This is a genomic window from Janthinobacterium kumbetense (assembly GCF_023703445.1).
In the GTDB taxonomy this organism is placed as follows: domain Bacteria; phylum Pseudomonadota; class Gammaproteobacteria; order Burkholderiales; family Burkholderiaceae_D; genus Janthinobacterium; species Janthinobacterium kumbetense.
The window spans coordinates 82,441-103,210 of sequence record NZ_JAMQGR010000003.1; the positions used below are offsets into that span (position 1 = coordinate 82,441).

The following is a 20,770-nucleotide window of genomic DNA, read 5'->3' on the forward strand; positions in this document are numbered from 1 at the left end:
AAGATAAGGCTGGTCGGGGTGAGAGGATTCGAACCTCCGGCCTCTGCGTCCCGAACGCAGCGCTCTACCAGGCTGAGCCACACCCCGCTTTTCTTTATTACAGCAGATGGCGGAAAGGGTTTCAAGCGGTTGCATCAAAGCTTATTTCTTTTCCTGCTGGGCCTTCCTGATGTCCGCTTCGCTCACTTTCTTGGCTGGCGCGTTCGTCGCCGGCGAGGCGGGGGCCTTGCGGGTGGCGTTTGCTTGCGCCATGACGGCGGCGCAGTCCGTGTCGGGCGCCTTGTCGACGTTGACCAGCGGCAGCAGGGCGGCCAGCGGCGTGACGACGGTGGCCAGGGCCACGGCGGCGCCGGCTTTCAGGGCCAGCGGGCCTTTTTGCGGACCCACGTCCGGGTTCTTGAACGTGCCTTTCGCGTACAACGGCGTGCGCAGGGTGATGATGCGCGCGCCCTTGGTGCGCGGGCGCACGTCGAGGTCCAGGGTTTCTCTTGCGAGGTTGACGTTGCCCGTGACATTCACGACGGCCGTGTCCGTATCGAGCACGAAGCGGCGCACGTCGGCCTGGCCATTCGTGACGGCGAAGTCGCTGGCCAGGCAGTTCAGGTGGACTTGCTTGTCGCCAAAGATTTTCACGAAGACGGCGTTGGCCAGGTTCAGGCCAGCCAGTTCCAGCATGAACTGGCTGACGGAGCCTTCGCTGACGGTGGCCGCCAGCTCGCCATTCGCGCTGGCCAGCATGGCCGAGACGGAATTGCCGTGGCCCGTCAGCGCCGCATCGCCATACACTTCGCCGAAGCTCGCTTGCATCGATTGCAGCTTGGGAAACAGTTCGCGAATTTTGAGGTGGCGCGCCGCCACCTTGGCTTGCGCGGCGATGGTCTTTTGACGGCCATCGAGCGTGATGTTCGAGGTGATGTCGCCGCCGGCCATGCCGAAGTTGAGCGGCGTCAGACTCAGCACCTTGTCTTTCATGTGGATGTTGGCGACGACATTGTTGAGCGGGATATCGTGCGTGCGCACCAGTTTCTTGCCCGTGAATTTCACGTCGGCGTCGAGCGCATTCCATTTGGCTGTATTGAACTGTTCCACGGGCAAGGCTTTGTTGTCGGGCTGCACAGGCGCCTTGCCGCGCGCCTGTTTCTGCGCATTGCTGTCGGCGCCGATGGTGGGGCCCAGGTCTTCCAGGCGCAATTGCTGTGACGTCACTTCGCCGCGCAGCAAGGGACGCGGCTGGCGCGGCAAATACTGCAGGGTGCCGGCCAGGTCGCTCTGGCCCACCGTGCCCTTGAAGTTTTGATAGGTCCAGTTCCAGGTGGCGCCGTCTTTCTTGCCCAGCAGGCGGCCTTTGGTGGCGTAGTCCGGGGTTTCCGGCAGCAGCACACCCGTCAGCGGATACAGGTCGGCCATGCTGGCGCCGGCCAGGCTCAGCTGCAAATCGATGCCCGACAGCGAGCGCGGGTCCGTCAAGGTGCCATCGATGCTGGCCTTGTTCTTGCCCAGCACGGCATGCGCCTGCACGGGATACACGGTGTTGTTATCGGTCAAGGACAGCACGGCACCGGCCTTGCCGCCGCCCGTCACGGGCGCTTTGCGATAGGTTCCGCCCAGGGTGAATGCGATGCCGTATTTCTGCACGGGCGCGCTGCCTGGCGCGTCGCCCGGCGTGGCATCGGGCGCCGTCGAGCTGACCTTGGCGCGCACGTCCAGCGCGATGCCCTCGTCCAGATAACGGATGGCGCCGTCGCCGAAGGCCATGCGCTGGATTTCCACGTCCCATGCCGAAGGGCCGTTATCCTTGAAGGTCCAGCTGTTGCTGCCGTCGGCGCGCCGCTGCAGGGCGATGTTCGGCGCGTCGAGCGCCAGGTCCGTCAGCACTACCTTGTGCTGCAGCAAGGGCAATGGATGGAGGGCCACGTCGATGCGTTTCGCGCTGGCCAGCTGCGGGCCGGCCGTGGCCCAGTCCGGGTTGCTCATGCGCACGTCCTGCGCGCTGATGATGGGCCGCGGCACGTAGCGGCGCCAGCCGGGCTCCGTTTTCAGCCCTTGTTTCCATTTCACCTGCAAATCGCCGCCGATGACGAAGGTACGGCCCGTGCTTTCCGACACCTTCTCGTTGATGTAGGGGCGCGCGCGGTTCCAGTCGAAGGTCAGCACAAAGATGACCACGATGGCGACCAGGGCCAGCAGGGCGGCCAGGCTCCAGCCGAGGATTTTCAGGGGTGTCGAGCGTGTCATGGGATGCCGATCGCAGTGATTTTTTCATCAAGGTAGACCGATAGGCCATGAAAGTCGGTGCGCTAGGTTACGTAAGATAGGTAGCCAAGGCGTGTGGCTTGAAAAGATTCAATAATTCGACTATTATTGAAATATGGAAAATACACAGCAAATAGCGAGCGGAGCGACACCGCTGACGAGCACTTCCGCCATCGTGGCCCTGGCCGCGCTGGCACAGGAATCGCGGCTGGCCGTGTTCCGCCTGCTGGTGCAAGCGGGGCCGCAAGGCATGGCGGCGACGAAAATCGCCGAAGCGCTGGCCATTGCGCCCTCGTCGCTGTCGTTTCACTTGAAAGAACTGGCGCACGCCAATCTGGTAACGGCAAGCAAGGCGGGCCGTTCCATCATCTATGCGACCAACTATGCGGGCATGAACGGCTTGCTGGCCTTTTTGACCGAGAACTGCTGCGCTGGCGCGTCTTGCTGCGTCAGCGAACCACATTTACTGAAGGACATCACGACATGACGATCACGATTTACCACAACACGGCGTGCGGCACCTCGCGCAATACCCTGGCCCTGATCCGCAACACGGGCGTCGAACCCGTCATCATCGATTACGTCAAGCATCCGCCTTCGCGCGAGGAATTGGTCGACCTGATCGGCCGCGCCGGCCTGTCCGTGCGCGCCGTCATGCGCGACAAGGGCGCCCTGTACGACGAGCTGGGCCTGGCCAATCCGGATTTGCCCGATGCGGCCCTGCTCGACGCGATGCAAGCCCATCCTATCTTGATCAACCGCCCCATCGTCGTCACGGAAATGGGCGTGCGCCTGTGCCGGCCGTCTGAAAAAGTGCTGGAAATCCTGCCGCTGCCGCAGCAGGGCGCATTTGCCAAGGAAGACGGCCAGGCCGTGGTGGGCGCCGACGGCAAGCCGGTGGCTTGAGATGACAGACCTTGCCAACGAGTTGCCGAACATCAGCGCCGCGCACCTGGACGTGCCGGACCTGGACAAGCTGGCGCCGGCCAGCGTGTCCACCCACGCGCCGCGTATCTTGCTGCTGTACGGCTCCTTGCGCGAGCGCTCGTACAGCAAGCTGATGACGCTTGAGGCGGAGCGTATCCTGCGCCACTTCGGCGCCGACACGCGCGTGTTCGACCCGCACGGCTTGCCCATGGTCGACAGCGTGTCGCCCGAGCATCCGAAAGTGCAAGAGTTGCGCGCGCTGTCGCTGTGGTCGGAAGGGCAGGTATGGTGCAGCCCCGAGCGGCACGGCGCCGTCACGGGTGTCTTTAAGTCGCAGATCGACTGGCTACCGCTGGAAACGGGCAGCGTGCGGCCCACGCAGGGGCGAACTCTTGCCGTGATGCAAGTGTCCGGTGGTTCGCAATCGTTCAACGCCGTCAACGGCTTGCGCGTGCTGGGACGCTGGATGCGCATGGTCACCATTCCGAACCAGTCTTCCGTTGCCAAGGCGTATCAGGAATTCGACGATGACGGCCGCATGAAGCCGTCGCCGTATTACGAGCGCCTGGTCGACGTGATGGAGGAATTGTACAAATTCACCCTGCTGGTGCGCGACCGCCGCGATTACCTGGGCAGCCGCTACAGCGAACGGCTGGAAGCGGAGCCGGCCATCGTGCAGGAGTTGGCGGGCGCGGCGATGGAGCACGAGCGCACCTAGCTTTTCGACAGTGCATAAAAAACGGCGCCATCGGCGCCGTTGTCTTTGCTGTAACGCAAATCGCGATCAGTGATTGCGGTCCACGGCAAACGAGCACAGTTGCAGCATGGATTGCTTATAGACGCTGTCCGGCCAGCCGGCGATGGCATCGGCGGCGCGCTGGCCGGCGATTTCCGCCTGCTTGCGCGTGTAGTCGAGGGCGCCGCTGCTGGTGATGGCCGTCAGGACGGCGTCGAAATGCTGTTCGTCGCCTTGCTCGATGCAGCTGCGCACCAGTTCGCGTTGCTCTGGCGTACCGTTTTCCATCAGCCAGATCAGCGGCATGGTCGGTTTGCCTTCGCGCAAGTCGTCGCCCACGTTCTTGCCGATTTCGGCAGCGTCGCCTGCATAGTCGAGCACGTCGTCGATCAGCTGGAAAGCCGTACCCAGCGAGCGGCCGTATTCGGCAGCCGCTTCGATATCGTCTTCGCTGGCGCCGGCGATCAGGGCGCCCAGTTGCGCCGACGCTTCGAACAGCTTGGCTGTCTTCGAGCGGATGACGTTCAGGTAGCTGTCTTGCGTCACGTCCGGATCGTGCATGTTCAGCAACTGCAGCACTTCGCCTTCGGCGATCACGTTGGTGGCGTCGGACAGGATTTGCATGACGCGCATATTATTCAGCGACACCATCAGCTGGAACGAGCGCGAGTGCAGGAAATCGCCCACCAGCACGGAGGCGGCATTGCCGAACAGGGCGTTGGCCGTCTGGCGTCCGCGGCGCATCGACGATTCGTCGACGACGTCGTCGTGCAGCAGGGTGGCGGTATGGATGAATTCGACCACGGCGGCCAGTTCATGGTGCGCCGTGCCGCGATAGGCGTGGGCATTGGCCACCAGCAAGATCAGCACGGGACGGATGCGTTTGCCGCCTGCGCTGATGATGTATTCAGCGATCTGGTTGATCAGAATCACATCGGAGTGCAACTTTTGGCGGATCACCGTATTGACTGCGTCCATATCGGCGGCAATCGTTTGCACGATGGTGTTTTGGTTAACGTGTTTGTTAGCGTCAGACAAGGCGAACCTGCATTAGATTGTGGGTGCCGCGATTATACGACAAGGCTTGCGCGTGCGTGACGTTTGCCTATGACTGTAGAGCAATTGATTGATCTGCTTGGCACTGGCGCGCGTTTTGCTGTCCGCCTGGCGCAAGCCTGACATGATGGTCAGGTTGTCGACATACCACGATCATCAAGCTTTGTGAATAGTTTTTGACGCAATTTCTCAGTCCGTGTATAATCGCTGGTTCCCCCTGTTGTGCACGGCTTGCTTTTCATGGCAGTGGGACAAATTCTTTCAACATTTGATGAGGTTTCAAATCATGTACGCGGTCATAAAAACCGGTGGCAAACAATACAAAGTTGTCGCTGGCGAAAAACTTAAAGTAGAACAGATACCGGCAGACATTGGTTCCGAAATCACCATCGATCAAGTGCTCGCAGTAGGCGCGGGCGACAGCATCAAGTTTGGTGCTCCATTGGTCGAAGGTGCAACGGTACTGGTTACGGTTGTGGCGCATGGTCGCCATGATAAGGTCAAAATTTTCAAGATGCGTCGTCGTAAGCACTACCAAAAGCATCAAGGCCATCGCCAGAATTTTACCGAAATCCAAATCGTTTCGATCAACGGCTAATCGCCGCTGTTTGAATTAATCAGCTATCAAGGAGTCTTAAATGGCACATAAAAAAGGCGGCGGCACAACGCGAAACGGCCGTGATTCAGAATCAAAACGTCTGGGCGTTAAAGTCTACGGCGGCCAAGCTATCAATGCTGGCGGCATCATCATTCGTCAACGCGGCACCCCAGTGCGCGCCGGCGAAGGCGTAGGCATGGGCAAGGACCACACGTTGTTCGCGCTGATCGCGGGCAAAGTGAAGTTCGTTGTCAAAGGTGCTGGCTCGAAGCAATTCGTGACCGTTGTACCAAACGAAGCAGTACCAGCGTAATTCATCGCGGAGCGCCAGTTCGCTCCGCCATGATCGCATGATGTAAGGCGCAAGCCTTCAATCGAAAGGCTCTGCCCAAGGTAGAGCCTTTTTAGTTTTATGGCGGCAAAATTATGAAGTTTATCGACGAAGCAAAAATCGAAGTCATCGCGGGCGATGGCGGCAACGGCTGCGCATCTTTCTGCCGTGAAAAATTCCGGCCTTTCGGCGGTCCCGATGGCGGCGATGGCGGCAAGGGCGGGTCCATCTGGGCTGTCGCCGACCGCAATATCAACACGCTCGTCGATTTCCGTTTCTCCAAAATGCACAAGGCTCGCAATGGCGAGCCTGGCCGTGGCGCAGATTGCTATGGCAAGGGCGCGGATGACATCCACCTGCGCATGCCTGTGGGCACCTTGATCATCGACAACGCGAGCGGCGAAATCCTGGCCGATTTGACCGAACACGGCCAGATCGAATTGCTGGCCAAGGGCGGCGAAGGCGGCTGGGGTAATATCCACTTCAAGTCCTCGACCAACCGCGCGCCACGCCAAAAAGGCGAGGGCAAGGAAGGCGAACGCCGCGAACTGCGCCTGGAATTGAAAGTCCTGGCCGACGTGGGCCTGCTGGGCATGCCGAACGCCGGCAAGTCGACCTTCATTTCGGCCGTCTCGAACGCGCGCCCGAAAATTGCCGATTATCCATTTACCACCCTGCACCCGAACCTGGGCGTGGTGCGCGTGTCGCACGAGAAGAGCTTTGTGATCGCCGACATTCCCGGCTTGATCGAAGGCGCTTCCGAAGGCGCGGGCCTGGGCCATCAATTCCTGCGCCACTTGCAGCGTACGGGCTTGCTGTTGCACATCGTCGATCTGGCGCCGTTCGAAACCAACGTCGATCCTGTCAAGGAAGCCAAGGCGCTGGTGAAGGAATTGAAGAAGTACGACGAGTCGCTGGTCGACAAGCCGCGCTGGCTGGTGTTGAACAAGCTCGACATGGTGCCGGAAGAAGAGCGCAAGAAGATCGTCAAGGACTTCCTCAAGCGTTTCGCCTGGAAAGGTCCCGTCTTCGAGATTTCCGCGCTGAACCATCAAGGTTGCCCGGAACTGGTGAATGCGATTTACCAGCATCTGGAAGCGAAGAAACACAGCGAAAGCCGTGCCGAAGAAACGCAGATGACCGAAGAAGCACGCGGTATCTCGTCGATCGACCCGGATGATCCGCGTTTCAAGATCCTCGACTAAGGCTTTACCCTGATGTCGGTACAGACGGCCGCTGCCGCGCCAGCGCGCAAGCAAGCGTGGCAGCGCCGTGTATTGCATCTGATCGCGTATGCTTACGGGCTGAGCGCGGTCGCCTGCCTGTTGTTCGCCGATGAAATGGCGGCCGGCATGGGCATCTTCCTCAATGGCGTCAATGGCTACAGCCAGTTCTACGCCACGCATGTCGGTGTCTGGGGCGCTACCGCGCTCCTGGCGCTGTTCGCGGCACGGCAGGGCGAACCGCCTGTCCTCGGCGATATCACAGCAATGTTGGTCCTGGCGCAGCCCGCCGGCCGTCTGTTCGCGGCCATCAGCTTCGGCTTGCCCCAGGGTTTTGTGTTGTTCATGTGCGCAATGGAGCTGACGGCGGGGCTGGCCTTGCTGCTGCTGCGTCCTGCGCGCTGACGTCTATTAAGTGAAGAGCGCCGCCCCATGGATTCCGTGATTCAAAAAGCTACCCGTATCATCATCAAAGTCGGCTCTTCGCTGGTCACCAACGATGGCCGCGGACTCGACCATGCCGCCATCGCGCGCTGGGCCGCGCAGATTTCCGGCTTGCGCGCCCTGGGCAAGGAAGTGGTGCTCGTCAGCTCCGGCGCCATCGCCGAAGGCATGCTGCGCCTCGGTTTCGAGCAGCGCCCCACCGATATCCACGAATTGCAGGCCTGCGCCGCCGTCGGCCAGATGGGCCTGGCGCAAATCTATGAAAGCAGCTTCCGCGCCCACAGCCTCGGCACGGCGCAAGTGCTGCTCACGCACGCCGACCTGGCCGACCGCGAACGCTACCTGAATGCCCGCTCCACCCTGACGACCCTGCTGCGCCTGGGCGTGGTGCCGATCATCAATGAAAACGACACCGTCGTTACCGACGAAATCAAGTTCGGCGACAACGATACCCTGGGCGCGCTGGTGGCCAACCTGATCGAGGCCGATGCGCTCGTCATCCTGACGGACCAGCACGGCCTGTTCTCGGCCGACCCGCGCAAGGACCCGACCGCCTACCTGATCACGCAAGGCATCGCCGGCGATCCGGCCCTGGAAGCGATGGCCGGCGGCGCCGGCAGCAGCTTGGGCCGTGGCGGCATGCTGACGAAAATCCTCGCCGCCAAGCGCGCCGCCAAGTCCGGCGCCCATACCATCATCGCCTGGGGCCGCGACAGCGACGTGCTCAGCCGCCTCGCCCAGGGCGAAGCGATCGGCACGGAGTTGCTGGCACAAACGGGGCAATTGACGGCGCGTAAGCAGTGGATGGCAGATCATCTGCACACGGCCGGCGCCGTCGTGCTGGATGCGGGCGCCGTGCAAAAGCTGCGCCAGGAAGGCAAGTCCCTGCTGCCGATCGGCGTGACGGGCGTGAACGGCGAATTCGGCCGCGGCGCCGTGATCACCTGCGTCGACGTGGATGGCGTGCCCGTGGCGCGCGGCCTGTCCAACTACACGAGCGGCGAAGCGCGCCGCATCATGCGCAAGCCGTCCACCGAAATCGAAGCCATTCTCGGTTACATGGAAGGCCATGAGCTGATCCACCGCGACAATATGGTGTTGCTGTAAGCGATAACGGGGCCGATGCCTGCATCGGTCCCGGCCTACAGTTGCCCGTAACGAAATCCCATTCCCAGCGCCAGCGGCCATTTCAGCCACAGCAGCAGCAGCAGTCCCCCATACCATAGCGTGAAGAGCCCGTGCACGAGCGGCGCTGGCAGGTAGCGCAAGAGAAATTGGTACACCTTAACTCCCAGGTAACAGTGGTGCGAACAGCACCGTCAGGCAAGACCAGGCCGTTTGCAGGTCCGGCGTCGACGTCAGCGCGAAGCTCAGTATGACAAATTGCAAGGTCAAAAACCAGCTGGAGAATCGCCACAGGGTGTAGCGGCGCAACAGCTCCGCCCATGGCATGTGCTTGCCCCACAGGTGGACGATGGCCAGGCCGGCACCGTGGAACAGGCCCCAGGCCAAGTAGCGCGGCGACAGCTCATGCCACAAGCCCAGCACGATCATGCTGCCCAGGCTGGCAAACAGGTATTGCCGCGTGCGCGTCAGGATGGGCCGGAAAACGAAATCGCGGCACCATTCCGACACCGTGATGTGCCAGCGGCGCCAGAAATCGGGCAGATTACGGGCAGCAAAAGGAAAGTTGAAATTTTCCGGCACGCGTATGCCCAGCAGCGCGGCGAAGCCGATGGCGATATCGCAATAGCCCGAGAATTGCCAATACAGGTTCAAGCCATAACCGAGCAAGGGCAGATAGGCATCGAGCCAGGCGTAACCGGTGGACAAATTCAGAGTGTTGAATTTGAAATTGAGAATATACCCTGCGAGTAAAACCACCTTGCAATAACCGTACAGCATGCGCTGCAGTGCTGGCGAAGCGAGTTGCCTGTCCCAGCGCGCGCGCAGTAGTTCCATGCGGAAGGCATCGTAACGCTGGACCGGACCGACGGCCAGGGTGGGCGGGAAGAGCAGATAGCCCAGGGTCGTGCCGGTGCGGCCATCGCGCGCGATGCCACCGCCGCCATGCTCGGCGATCAGGTGCCAGGCTTTCAGCGAGACGAAGGCGTAGCCCAGGTAGGCGGCGATGCCATGGCCGGCTTTCGCGTACTGGTAAGCCAGAAAGGCAAGCAAGACACCCGTCAGGCCCAGCGTCTGCATCAGGGCCGGGCGCCGCCATCGGGGGCCGCAGATGAAGGCCAGCCATGCCAGCAATGCACCCCAGGCCGCCATGCTGGCCCAGCCATCATGCCATAGCAGCGCGCCGCCTGTGGCCACCAGCAGCCAGGGGCGCCAGGCCACTGGCAAACGCCAGTAAAGCACGACCAGAACAAGCATGCACAGCATGCCAAAAATTGTCAGCCACACCATGTCAACCCCTGTCCCGCAACTGCCGTAACTGGGTTTGCCACCAGGGAGCGAACTGACGCGCGCCCTGCGTGTTCAGATGGCTGGCGTCGCAATAAAGGTTTTGTTCGGTGAGTGCGGGCGAGGCTAGATAGATGATGTTTTGGCTCGCAGGCAGCAATGCTTGCAAGCGCCGCTGCCAGTCTGTCTTTTGTTGCGCCGTCTGTTGTTCAATCAGCAATGATCGCCTCACATCGAGCAGTATCACCCGCACGCCCCGTTGCGCCAGCGTGGCAATGTTGTTGATCAGTGCAGCATCGAAGGTGCTCTGTCGATACAGATTTTGTAGTTCGGCAGCATGCTGCCGTATTTGTGACGCGCTTAATTTCTTCAGCTCCGGGCCGCAGGTAAATGCAAGTTCCTGATCATTGCGCTCCCAGTATCGCGGTGGCGAGGCAAGTTTGCCAGCGGTGAGCAATGAAGCAGCTTGCTTGCCCCAGTGCCAGACATCTTCGCGTAGTTGATCCATTGTCGCGTTGCCATCATCTGGCAAGAACAGGTTCTGTTCGAGGACCAGCACCTCCGGTGGGCGGCTGCCAAGGGTGGCGAGGCTCGATTGCAAATAGCCGATACCTGCGCCGCCTTTCGTCATCCGCATCCAGGCGATGTCCGGCAGCTCGGCACGCTGCACGCTGGCTATTTGCGGGGTGGCGGCATGGAGCAGGGACGAACCCAGCGCCAGCACGCGCCATTTCCCTTCTGGCCTGGGCGCGTCGAGAAACGTTTTCGTCTGGCCTGCAATCGTATTGTCGTAGCGTGGGCCGGGCACATGACGCAGCAGCATGCATAGTCCGACCACGCCAGCTGCCAGCGCCGCACTGTATGGCCAGATGCGCAGAGGAAGTGCGTTCGCCATCTCAGCGCGTCAGCCGCTTGATCAGTTGCACGGTGGCGTCCATGGTTTCCATATGCACCACATCCGATGGACTCAGACGCACCTTGAACAGCGTTTCCAGGCCGATCACGAAGTTGATATGTGCCAGCGAATCCCAGCCTGGCGTATTGGCGGGGCCTGAATCCCCCTTCAGCGCACTTGCCGGTAAATTGAACAGGTCCGCGGCCAGCGCAAAAATGTCTGCCTGCTGATCGCCGTGGGCGCTTGTTTCCTTGGGCGCAAGCGATAGCGCGTGCTGCAACTGTGCCGTGATGACCTTGCCTGACGGCGTGCGCGGCAATTGGCCGGTAAAACTAATGCGTTTCGGCAATTCGTGTGCACCCAGATGTTGGGCGCAATGCAGCAGCAGTTGCTGGTTGTCCGCCTCCATGCCAGGGCGCAATACTACGCAGGCGACGGGGATTTCGCCCCACGTCGGGTCAGGCAAGGCGACGGTCGCCACTTCCAGGACGGCCGGGTGTTGCATCAGTACGCCATTGATGGCTTCCGGCGACAGATTGTAGCCGCCACAAATGATCACGTCCTTGATACGCCCCGTGATCCAGTACACGCCATCGCTGTCGCGCCGTGCCAGGTCACCCGTATGCAGCCAGCCATTGCGCAGGACGGCAGCGGTCGCTTGCGGATTGTCCAGGTAGCCCTGCATCAGGTTGGCACCTTGCAGGCACAGTTCTCCGGCCTCGTCGCAGCCGGCCTCGCTGCCATCGTCTCGCAAGATTTTTGCCAGCATGTCGCGCGGCATGCCCACGCTGCCGATCTTGTGGCTGGCCGCGTCCGGTCCGGCATATAGTCCGCAGGTTCCCGTTTCACTCAAGCCGTAGGTATTGATGAGCTTTACATTGAAACATTGGCTGAAGCTGGTCCAGGTAGCCGCGCTCAAGGGGGCGCTGCAGGAAACGGCGAAGCGGAAATGGCCATTCTCGAAGTTTTCCGCCAGGTGGGCGCCATATTGCTGCATCAGGGCCAATGCCGTGGGCGCGGCGATCAGGTGCGTGACTTGTTCGCGGTAGATCGCAATCAGGATGCTCTCGATGGCGACAATGCTGAATGGCGCAGGACGCACCAGGGTACAGCCGCGTTGATAAGCCAGCAGCACGCCTTGCACCAGGCCATCGGCATGCGATAGCGGCATCAGGTTCAGCAGGCGTGATGCGGGCGTCAGCGCGTAATGTTCGCCGATCGTCTGCAAATGCGCGAGCAGGGCGGGCCAGTGCATTTCCACGCCTTTCGGACGGGCCGTACTGCCGGAGGTGAACACGACATAGGCAGGCCCCTCCTGTCTTGCCGGCGGCAACGGTGCCGGTGCGGGAGCGGACAGCAGGCCAGGCCAGTTGTCCAGGTCGGCTGGCGCCCGCCGTCCCAGCAGCTTGTTCAGCAGCAAACCCTTGGCCTGGACAGTGCCGACGCGTATCTGCTGCGCCGGCAGAGGGACACCCTCGGCGCGCCACAGGTCGATGGCGTCCGCATCGGCAATGACGCCATCGATATGCGTATGCTGCAGTAAATCCCTGACTTGCCGCACCGAGGTTCCCGGATCGAGCAGCAGGGGAATCGCGCCGGCCCGCATGCAGCCGAGCAACAAGGGCGCATAGGCCAGATCGTCGCGCACCATCAGCAGCACGCGTTTATTGTGCAGTTCGCTGCTGATCAGCCGGGCAGCCACTTGCAGGATTTGTTCCTCCAGATGGCTATGCGACAAAGACTTGGGGCCGATCAGGAATGGCGTATTCGCAGGTGTGGGACGAGTCTGAAACATGGTGAGCGTATTTGTTATGGTGTGATTGAATGGGCCAGCGCGCGGCGGTCGAGTTTTCCTGCGGCCGTGTACGGTAACGCTGCCTGGATGCGCAGGTCACGGGGGAATGCCTCGATTTGCGCGTGCTGGCGGCAATAGGCGACAAAAGCGGGTAATTCGAAGCCGCCGTCGACCACCAGCATGCCGATCAGTCCCTGTGGTCCTGCGGTGATGGCGGCTTCCCTGACGTGTGGATAGCTGCACATCGCCCGTTCCAGCGGGGCAGGGTGGACGATGTCGCCATATTCGTTCTTGAGCTGGTCGTCGTGCCGGCCCAGCAAGGTAATGTTGCCGAGGCCATCGTGGCTGGCGATATCGCCAGTGAAGATCCAGCCATCGCGGGCGATGGACGCCGTTTGCGCCGGATCGCGCCAGTATTCCAGCATGAGCTGGTTGCTGTGCACGCGCAATTCCCCTGTTTGTCCTTTCCCGAGCGGCATGCCCCTGTCATCGCAGATTTGCACGATGGCGCCGACGGCGCGGCCGCAAGCTTGCGTGGCACCGGGCGCGTGCTGGAACAGCATGCACAGCCCCCCCGTTTCCGTCAGTCCGTAATAATCGATGATGGCGAGCCGCATGCGCTCGCTCAAGGCCGCGTGCAGCGACGTTTGCAGGGGCGCGCCCGTGGAAATGATTTGCCGCAAGCTGGCCGGGTGCAGGGTCAGGTGGGCCGGCAGCAACTGCAGCATGGCTAGCCAGGCGGGACCTGTCGCCAGGACGGTCACGCCATGGCGCTGGGCCGCTTGCAAGGTCTTGCCGACATTGCCCCGTTCGTTTTCATCGGCCAGATACACGCTGGCACCGGCAAACAGGGCGGCGACCATGGGGTTGCGTAAGCCGCTCATGGTGTGGCAGTCGCCCAGCGACAGCAGGATGTCGCCATCATGCCAGCCAAATTCCGTCGCCGCCAGCTGGCCGCTCTGCATGAGGGCGCGCTGGCTGTGGACGACGCCCTTGGGGATGCCAGTACTGCCAGAAGTAAACAGGATCACGGCAGGATCGTCGGGGTGGACGGCCTGTCCGGGCAGCTCCGGCGTCGGCGGCAGCTCCATCCAGCCTTCCAGCAAGGCTGATAATTCAGGCAATGCGCAATCTGGCGGCAAGACCGCCGCCGCTTCCTGGCCGATATCGTCGAGCAGCAGCGCCGGGCAGCTTGCCAAAGCGGCGGCGCTGTGACGGGGATGATCCAGTACCAGCAGGGCGGGAGCAATGCGTTCCAGCAAGGGTTGCAGCAAGGCGGGCGTGTCCGTCAATTCCTTGCGCAAGGGAACCACGACAGCGCCGATGCGCCAGCAGGCCCAGCTGAGCAGTACCGCTTCAGGGTGGTGGGCACACAGCATGGCGACGCGGTCACCTGCCCGCACGCCCATCGCCAGCAAGCCCCGTTGCAACGCCGGCACGAGTAGCGCGACTTCGGCCCAGCCAAAGGCGCTGTCGTCCATGCCGCACAGCAGGAGCGGGCGCTGCTGGTACAGCGTGGGCAGTAATTGCCACAGATACTCAAAGGTTTCTTCCTGTGGCAGCGGACGCACGATCTGGCTGGCATAGTACGATTGCAAGCGTGCCATGGCGCCGCTGATGGGGGCCATCTGCAGCAGTTCCATATCGACCATGTTCCTGGCTTGCTGGCAAACGTATTCCACTGGCAGGCGCAGGCGCTGCGCCACTTGTTCCAGAGTACGCAACTGGCCCAGCTGGAACAGGATCTGCAATTGCTCACCACTCAGTTTGTGTTGCCCCAGGCGCACCAGGCGTTGCGCATAACAAGGATGGCGCACCAGCAAATCTTGCATCAAGCCACCCAGCGCATCGGTATCGGGCACACACCAGCCGTTCAAGCTGTCGAGCCGCAGCACGGCATTGACGACGGCGCGCGATGCGGGCAATGCCAGGTCGAGATCGGCCTGGCGCAGGGGCGCCCCTTCCCATGCGGGAGGCACCAGCGCCACGACGCCGTTGTAGTGTGCAGTGGCCGGCTCGCCATGCAACTGTCCGATGGCGTCGAACAGGGTTACCTCCGACATCACCAGCGTCTTGCGTTCGCCGCGTGCTTGCGCAGCATCAAAGCGCTGCTGATAGCAACGGCCGTGAATAATGTTGCCGCCGCGCTCGAAGTACGGCGTGGGCTGGCTATTGGCCATGTGTACATGCGGGAAGATGATCGGCGCATCGCTGCGGGCGATGCGCAGCATGTCGCCGGCGAAGGTCAGTGGCGCATAACGATGTAGTGAATCAAGGCCATGAATCAGCGCGAAGGTGCCGTCGCGAAAAGGCATGGGACTACCCGGCGGCAAGAAAATAATGTCATGGTTGGGCGCGCGCTGTCCAGCGGGCAACCAGTGCGCATATCCCATGTAGCCGAGCACATCGAAGTTGCCTTCCCATACAGAAATGACATGTTGCTGGGGAAACGCCGCAGCCAGCATTTCGCCACTCCAGCCCGTTCGGCCCCAGGTGTCGAGAATGAGGTCGCCAGGTTGCAAATGCTCCCTGATCAGGTCCAGCAAGGCATAAAAGGCGCGGGTGGATTCATTGAAGGGTTGAAAGGCGGCGTAGCGGTCGGGAATGCGGCGCACATGGCGGCGGTGCATGAAGGACAGATAGTCGGCGCTGGGCGTCAGCTGGGCACGCATCGCCGGCAGCATATGGGCATCGCCGCCTTGCCGTGCTTCCGTAAAGAGCACAAAGCCTTGCACGACGGGAACGGTAATCGCGCACGCCGGACAGCTCAATATCGCTTCCAGCAACGGTGCCGACGCCTCGGCTGGCGTGTTGCTTTGCAGGGGCTGTCGGCAGGCGGGGCAAGCCAGGGTATCTAGTGTCGTTTGCAACATGGTGTCGCCGTTCGTAAAGGTGTGTTGTCAGACCACGGCCGGCATCGGCGACTTGTCCTTGTAATCGCACAGGTCGGCAATCATGCAGTTCCAGCATTGTGGCTTGCGCGCCGTGCACGTGTAGCGGCCGTGCAGGATGAGCCAGTGGTGGGCGTCGTGCAGGAATTCCTTGGGGATGAATTTCAGCAGTTTTTGCTCGACGATATCGACATTCTTGCCTGGCGCGATGCCGGTGCGGTTCGAGACGCGGAAGATATGCGTGTCCACGGCCATCGTCGGTTCGCCAAACGCCGTGTTCATGACCACGTTCGCCGTCTTGCGGCCCACGCCGGGCAAGGCTTCCAGCGAGGCGCGGTCGCGCGGCACTTCGCCGCCGTGCTGCTCGAGCAGGATCTGGCAGGTGGCGATGACGTTCTTCGCCTTGGTGCGGAACAGGCCGATGGTGCGGATGTAGCTGGCCAGCTCGTCCACGCCCAGGGCCAGTATCGTGGCTGGCGTATTGGCGACCGGATACAGCAAGCGGGTCGCCTTGTTGACGGACACGTCCGTCGCCTGTGCCGACAGCAGCACGGCGATCAGCAGCTCGAACGGCGTCGTGTAGTCGAGTTCCGTTTTCGGGGAGGGATTGGCGGCGCGAAAGCGCGTAAAGATTTCCAGGCGTTTGGCGGCGTTCATGCGTCTTTTTTCGGGGTGGTGGGGGCTGGCTGGGGGGTATCCGTGCTGGCGGCAGCGGCCTTGGCGCGCGCGCGCTCCATGGCCGCGGCGATGATGGCGCGCTTGCGTTCCTTTTCCGCCTGTTCGTCGGGCGTGACGGGCACTTCCTGCGTCACTTCGCGCATCTTGGCGACGGCCTTGGCGGCCAGGCGCGCTTCGTTTTCCTCCGTTTCGCGGCGCAGGCGCTGCGTGCGGAAATCGTGGCGCGCGCGCGCGTCGTCTGCTTCTGCCTGGCTCCAGGCATCCCAGCCCGTGGCGTCGCCGCTGACCGGGTACATGACGATGCAGTCGACGGGGCAGGGCGCCACGCACAAGTCGCAGCCCGTGCACAGGCTTGTCACCACCGTGTGCATCTGCTTGGCGGCGCCGACGATGGCGTCCACCGGGCAAGCCTGAATGCACAGGGTACAGCCGATACACAGCGATTCGTCGATATAGGCGACAGATCGCGGACGTTCGAGGCCGTTGACGGGATTGAGCGGGATGACTTTTTTGCCCAGCAAGCCGGCCAGGCGCACGATGCCTTGCGCGCCGCCCGGTGGGCACTGGTTGATGTCGGCGCTGCCGGCGGCAATCGCTTCCGCATACGGGCGGCAACCGTTGTAGCCGCATTTGGTGCATTGCGTTTGCGGCAGCAAGTCTTCGATCTGGTCGGCAAGTGAGGGAGGGGCAGGGTGCGGCACGGTCATCTTCCACGGTAAAACGCCATTATCGGCCATCCGGCGCGCGCACAAGTAAAAACCTGTTGCGCAAGAGGGGATAGCCGGCGGCATGACAGCCTGTTGCAGGCGCGCCGCAATCGTATTTTATTTCCCCTGGGAATGTCAAAGTGCAAATAAACAACTTTGCAATTTCTTTTTTTTGTGGGAGCATGATTTTTATCAAGCCAGTGATCAAAAAAGCCGACCGCCAGTCCTGTTGCCGCGCCTGCATTGCAAGGTGCGCCAGGCCATAGGAGCCAAACATGCGTTTCCTCCGGACAGTTGGTTTGCCCTTCTGTTTGTTCATGCACTCTGCACTTGCCCTTGCACACGGGCAGGCTAGTTCCCCCATGGCGGCGCCGGGCGCTGCCAGCTCGCGCATCGTCCGCTTCGCGGCGGAAGACTGGCCGCCTTTTATTTCCCGCAGCCTACCGGCCGATGGCATGTCGGGCGCCATGGTCAGCGCCGTTTTCGAGCGTCTCGGCTATACGGTCAAGTATGACTATTTTCCCTGGAAGCGCGCCATGCAGTTTGGCCTGGCCAGTTCCCGCTATGCCGGGTTTCTGGCCGTGTGGCGCACGCCGGAACGGGAAAAACTCTGCCACTTTTCTGTTCCGGTTGGTAACACGCAGGGTGTGCTGGCCTACCTGAAAGAGGACGGCGTGCCTGGCGCCAGCCTGGCCGACCTGGGCAAGCTGCGCATCGGCACCGTGGCCGGCTACTCGAATGGGGAACAGTTCGACGGCATGGTGGCGCGTGGCGAGCTGAAGACGGAAGAGGGTTTGAACGACGCGACGAATCTGAAGAAACTGTTCATCAAGCGTTACCGCGTGATCGTCATCGAGCGCCATGTCCTGCAGCACTTGTTGATGGGGCGCAACTTCAGCAAGGCCGAGCGCGAACGCATCGCCGTCATCGATACCGTCTTCAAGGAGCGTCCCGTGCATGTGTGCTTCCAGCGCGATGCCGGGGGGGCGGCGTGGCAAAAACGCTTCAACGAGGCGGCGCGCGATATCGATACGGCCCGGCTGGAACGCGATTACTGGAAGCGGCTCGACCAGAGCCTGGCGACCGCCCCGGCGACTCCCTGACACGGCGCGCCGCCGCTGTTGTTAGTTGCCAAAACGAAATATCTAAATACGAAACCATTCGTTCTTGTTTGTTTGTCCATCCTTTAGTCTGCAGCCACTGTGTTGACGACTTTGAAAGGATGTTTTCGTATGCTGGAACCGATTCACAAGCATGACCCCGCCCCGCGTTTGCGGCAACTGGCGCACGCCGTCTCCGTGGCCGTACTGCTGCTGGGGGCGCCTGGCGTGGTCCACGCGCAGGCCGCGCCGGATGGCGCTGGCGCACTGGCCGCCGCGCCGTATGACACCGTCATCGTCACGGGGGCGCGCGGCACGGGCCGCACGGTGGCCAACAGCGCCGCCCCCATCGACGTGATCAGCGCGCAGCAATTGCAAGCCACGGGCAAGCTGAACTTGCTCGATGCGCTGGACACGGCCTTGCCGTCGTTCAACTTGCCAGCCCGCGTGCAGCCGGACCTGGGCAGCATCGTGCGTGCCGGTCAATTGCGCAACCTCGACCCGTCGCATACCCTGGTATTGGTCAATGGCAAGCGCCGGCATACGACGGCCATCGTCAACGAGGATGGTTTTCCCGGTTCCGTCGCCACCGACCTGGCCCTGATACCCACGGGCGCCATTGCCCGTGTGGAAATCCTGCGCGACGGCGCCTCGGCCATCTACGGTTCCGACGCCATTGCCGGCGTCATCAACATCATCCTGAAGGCGGATGACAAGGGCAGCTTCAGCACGCAACTCGGCTCCACCTACGACGGCGACGGCACGAACGGTTCCGTGCGCATCGATGGCGGCACGCGCCTGGGCGAACACGGCTTTGCGCACTTCGGTGCCGAAGTCCAGCGCCAGGGCATCGCCGTGCGCAATTTCGGCCTGAATCCCGGCTACCTGTCGTATCCGGCCGTGCGCAACAGCGATGGCCAGCTGGTGAAATTGGGACCGAACAACAGCTTGCCGGCCGGCGCCTCGCCGAACCCGGCAGAAGCAAGCCGCAACAGCAATCCATGGCGCAATACGGGCGTGCCGCAAAGCACGACCGCCTCGCTCAGCGCCAACTTCGGTTATGACGTGTCGAACGAGGTGCAACTGTATGGCTTCGGCACGTACGCGCACCGCAATGCCCGCTCGGCGCAGAATTTCCGTCTGCCCAATACCATTTTTAATAACAACAAAGGCTTGCTGTCCGTGTATCCCGACGGCTTCACGCCGTATGAAACGACGAGCGAAAGCGATTTTTCCCTGACGGGCGGAGTCAAGGGCGAGACGGCGGGCTGGAACTGGGATATCAGCAGTACTTACGGACGCGACGATATCGACGTGGGCGTGGAAAATTCGGCCAATTATTCGCTGAGCTATCCAGGTGGCAAGACGGATTTCACCATCGGCAATCAGCGCTACAGCCGCTCGACCACCAACGCCGACGCGCGCCGTCCCGTGCCGCTGGGATTGAGCGAGCCGGCCGACCTGAGCGTCGGTCTCGAGTATTCGCATGAAACGCAGCAACGCAGCCCGGGCGAACCCGCTTCCTGGCAGGGCAGCGGCTCATCGGCGCTGGCCGGCTACCTGCCCGTCGACGCTTCGGATACGGCGCGCCACAGCTATGCGGCGTATGTCGGCCTGGGCGCGAAACTGACGCCGCAATTGCTGCTCGACACGGCACTGCGTGCCGAGAAATATTCCGATTTCGGCAGCAAGACGACGGGCCGTTTGTCCGCCCGCTATGACGTCACGCCCACGGTGGCCGTACGCGGCACCGTCAGCAATGGATTCCATGCGCCGAGCCTGGTGACGCAATCGTATTCGAACACCTCCGACCATGCGGGCGTGCCGTATACCCTGGCGCAGCCGAACTCGGCCGCCGCGCGGGCACTGGGTGCGCAAGCGCTGAAACCGGAAAAATCGACGAATCTGTCGGCCGGGCTGACCTTCAATCCTACGCCCACCCTGCGCCTGGCCGTTGACGCGTATCAAATCAAGGTCAGCGACCGACTGGGCGTGTCGTCGAACATCGGTATCGACCGCAGCTCGGGCGTGGCGCTCGACGGCAGTGGCCGGCCGCTGACGGCCGCGCAAGCAAGCGTGATCGAAAACCTGCTGCGCTCGGCGGGGCTGACGGTGGGCAATGGCCTCGTCGCGCATTACTTTGCCAACGTGGGCGACACGCGCACGCGCGGCATCGATTTGACGGCCGAGGATGTCTTGCGCGTGGCCGACGGCAAGCTGCGCTGGACGGCGGCCGCGAATATCAACCACACGAGCCTGGTCGGCAAGGCGGCCTTGCCGACGGTGCTGCAAGGCTTGCCGAATATCGGCACCCTGAGCAAATCGGCCGAGTACGACTTGCTGTACCGGGCGCCGCGCGACAAGGAAATCCTCACCCTGGCGTATGAAAAGGCGGGCTGGACGTTCAACGTGCGCGAGACGCGCTACGGCAAGCTCAAGCGCCTGAACGCCATCACGGGCGGCGATTACCAACTGAAGGCCGCCTTCGTGACGGATGTCAGCGTCGGCTACGACATCAGCAAGCGCATCAACGTGACGGTGGGCGCCAACAATGTCTTCGACCAGAAACCGGGCCAGGTGCCGCGCGACGCGCGCAGCGCCGCGAATCTGGCGCAGTACACGGGCGCTTACGACAACTCGGGACCGTTGGGCGTACTGGGCGGTTATTACTACGCCCGCGCCACCGTTCACTTTTGATCTGCCTTCTCTCCATATTTATCATCA

19 protein-coding genes and 1 tRNA gene are annotated in these 20,770 nt (G+C 61.9%); 10 read left to right on the forward strand and 10 right to left on the reverse strand.

From position 1 onward, the window contains the following. Positions 1–10: 10 nt before the first annotated feature. Both NCG91_RS11325 and NCG91_RS11330 read right to left on the reverse strand, forming a co-directional pair. Positions 11–87, reverse strand: a tRNA-Pro gene (locus NCG91_RS11325). A gap of 54 nt (positions 88–141) precedes the next feature. After that, complete coding sequence (locus NCG91_RS11330) at positions 142–2,235, reverse strand: AsmA family protein (protein ID WP_251349770.1); 2,094 nt, start codon at positions 2,233–2,235, stop codon at positions 142–144. Between the two features lie 133 nt (positions 2,236–2,368). Between NCG91_RS11330 and NCG91_RS11335 the strand changes: the two genes are divergently transcribed. From NCG91_RS11335 to arsH, 3 genes are read left to right on the forward strand one after another with little or no spacing between them, the layout of a single operon-like run. Beyond that, positions 2,369–2,740 (forward strand): ArsR/SmtB family transcription factor, encoded by a 372-nt coding sequence (locus NCG91_RS11335; protein WP_251349771.1) that lies wholly within the window; start codon positions 2,369–2,371, stop codon positions 2,738–2,740. After that, positions 2,737–3,159, forward strand: a complete 423-nt coding sequence (arsC, locus tag NCG91_RS11340; protein WP_251349772.1) for an arsenate reductase (glutaredoxin) — start codon at positions 2,737–2,739, stop codon at positions 3,157–3,159. The genes NCG91_RS11335 and arsC overlap by 4 nt, the downstream gene beginning before the upstream one ends. A gap of 1 nt (position 3,160) precedes the next feature. Continuing rightward, positions 3,161–3,898 (forward strand): arsenical resistance protein ArsH, encoded by a 738-nt coding sequence (arsH, locus tag NCG91_RS11345; protein WP_251349773.1) that lies wholly within the window; start codon positions 3,161–3,163, stop codon positions 3,896–3,898. A gap of 66 nt (positions 3,899–3,964) precedes the next feature. On the opposite strand, the gene ispB is transcribed toward arsH, so the two are convergent. After that, a complete protein-coding gene (gene ispB / locus NCG91_RS11350) occupies positions 3,965–4,954 on the reverse strand; it encodes an octaprenyl diphosphate synthase (protein WP_099395339.1) in 990 nt (329 codons plus the stop codon). Between the two features lie 304 nt (positions 4,955–5,258). Here ispB and rplU point away from each other — a divergent pair, with 304 nt between their 5' ends. The 5 genes from rplU to proB all read left to right on the forward strand — a co-directional run bounded on the left by rplU (position 5,259) and on the right by proB (position 8,675). Beyond that, a complete protein-coding gene (rplU, locus tag NCG91_RS11355) occupies positions 5,259–5,570 on the forward strand; it encodes a 50S ribosomal protein L21 (protein ID WP_034754730.1) in 312 nt (103 codons plus the stop codon). A gap of 40 nt (positions 5,571–5,610) precedes the next feature. Beyond that, positions 5,611–5,883, forward strand: a complete 273-nt coding sequence (gene rpmA, locus NCG91_RS11360) for a 50S ribosomal protein L27 (RefSeq protein WP_070219281.1) — start codon at positions 5,611–5,613, stop codon at positions 5,881–5,883. Positions 5,884–5,996: 113 nt separating this feature from the next. Beyond that, on the forward strand, positions 5,997–7,106 hold the full coding sequence (obgE, locus tag NCG91_RS11365) for a GTPase ObgE (protein ID WP_077400162.1): 1,110 nt from the start codon (positions 5,997–5,999) through the stop codon (positions 7,104–7,106). A gap of 12 nt (positions 7,107–7,118) precedes the next feature. After that, positions 7,119–7,529: a hypothetical protein gene (locus tag NCG91_RS11370; RefSeq protein ID WP_035825091.1), complete on the forward strand. Its 411-nt coding sequence runs from the start codon at positions 7,119–7,121 to the stop codon at positions 7,527–7,529. Between the two features lie 27 nt (positions 7,530–7,556). Continuing rightward, the gene (gene proB, locus NCG91_RS11375) at positions 7,557–8,675 is read left to right on the forward strand and encodes a glutamate 5-kinase (RefSeq protein ID WP_251349774.1); all 1,119 of its coding nucleotides are present in this window, start codon (positions 7,557–7,559) and stop codon (positions 8,673–8,675) included. A 177-nt stretch (positions 8,676–8,852) separates the two neighbouring features. Here proB and NCG91_RS11380 read toward each other — a convergent pair whose 3' ends face one another. From NCG91_RS11380 to NCG91_RS11410, 7 genes are read right to left on the reverse strand one after another with little or no spacing between them, the layout of a single operon-like run. Continuing rightward, positions 8,853–9,950 (reverse strand): MBOAT family O-acyltransferase, encoded by a 1,098-nt coding sequence (locus NCG91_RS11380; RefSeq protein ID WP_251349775.1) that lies wholly within the window; start codon positions 9,948–9,950, stop codon positions 8,853–8,855. 34 nt (positions 9,951–9,984) lie between these two features. Then, positions 9,985–10,875: a hypothetical protein gene (locus tag NCG91_RS11385; protein WP_251349776.1), complete on the reverse strand. Its 891-nt coding sequence runs from the start codon at positions 10,873–10,875 to the stop codon at positions 9,985–9,987. A gap of 1 nt (position 10,876) precedes the next feature. After that, positions 10,877–12,670, reverse strand: a complete 1,794-nt coding sequence (locus NCG91_RS11390) for an AMP-binding protein (RefSeq protein ID WP_251349777.1) — start codon at positions 12,668–12,670, stop codon at positions 10,877–10,879. Between the two features lie 14 nt (positions 12,671–12,684). Beyond that, positions 12,685–15,543, reverse strand: a complete 2,859-nt coding sequence (locus NCG91_RS11395; protein WP_251349778.1) for an AMP-binding protein — start codon at positions 15,541–15,543, stop codon at positions 12,685–12,687. A gap of 27 nt (positions 15,544–15,570) precedes the next feature. Then, on the reverse strand, positions 15,571–16,218 hold the full coding sequence (gene nth, locus NCG91_RS11400; protein WP_034782448.1) for an endonuclease III: 648 nt from the start codon (positions 16,216–16,218) through the stop codon (positions 15,571–15,573). Next, complete coding sequence (gene rsxB / locus NCG91_RS11405; protein ID WP_251349779.1) at positions 16,215–16,946, reverse strand: electron transport complex subunit RsxB; 732 nt, start codon at positions 16,944–16,946, stop codon at positions 16,215–16,217. Before rsxB ends, nth begins: the two co-directional genes overlap by 4 nt. A gap of 19 nt (positions 16,947–16,965) precedes the next feature. After that, the gene (locus NCG91_RS11410) at positions 16,966–17,265 is read right to left on the reverse strand and encodes a hypothetical protein (protein WP_251349780.1); all 300 of its coding nucleotides are present in this window, start codon (positions 17,263–17,265) and stop codon (positions 16,966–16,968) included. Positions 17,266–17,308: 43 nt separating this feature from the next. Between NCG91_RS11410 and NCG91_RS11415 the strand changes: the two genes are divergently transcribed. Together NCG91_RS11415 and NCG91_RS11420 are read left to right on the forward strand one after the other, a co-directional pair. Then, complete coding sequence (locus NCG91_RS11415; RefSeq protein ID WP_099665327.1) at positions 17,309–18,049, forward strand: substrate-binding periplasmic protein; 741 nt, start codon at positions 17,309–17,311, stop codon at positions 18,047–18,049. A 129-nt stretch (positions 18,050–18,178) separates the two neighbouring features. Next, complete coding sequence (locus tag NCG91_RS11420; RefSeq protein ID WP_251349781.1) at positions 18,179–20,743, forward strand: TonB-dependent receptor plug domain-containing protein; 2,565 nt, start codon at positions 18,179–18,181, stop codon at positions 20,741–20,743. The last annotated feature ends 27 nt before the right edge of the window (positions 20,744–20,770 follow it).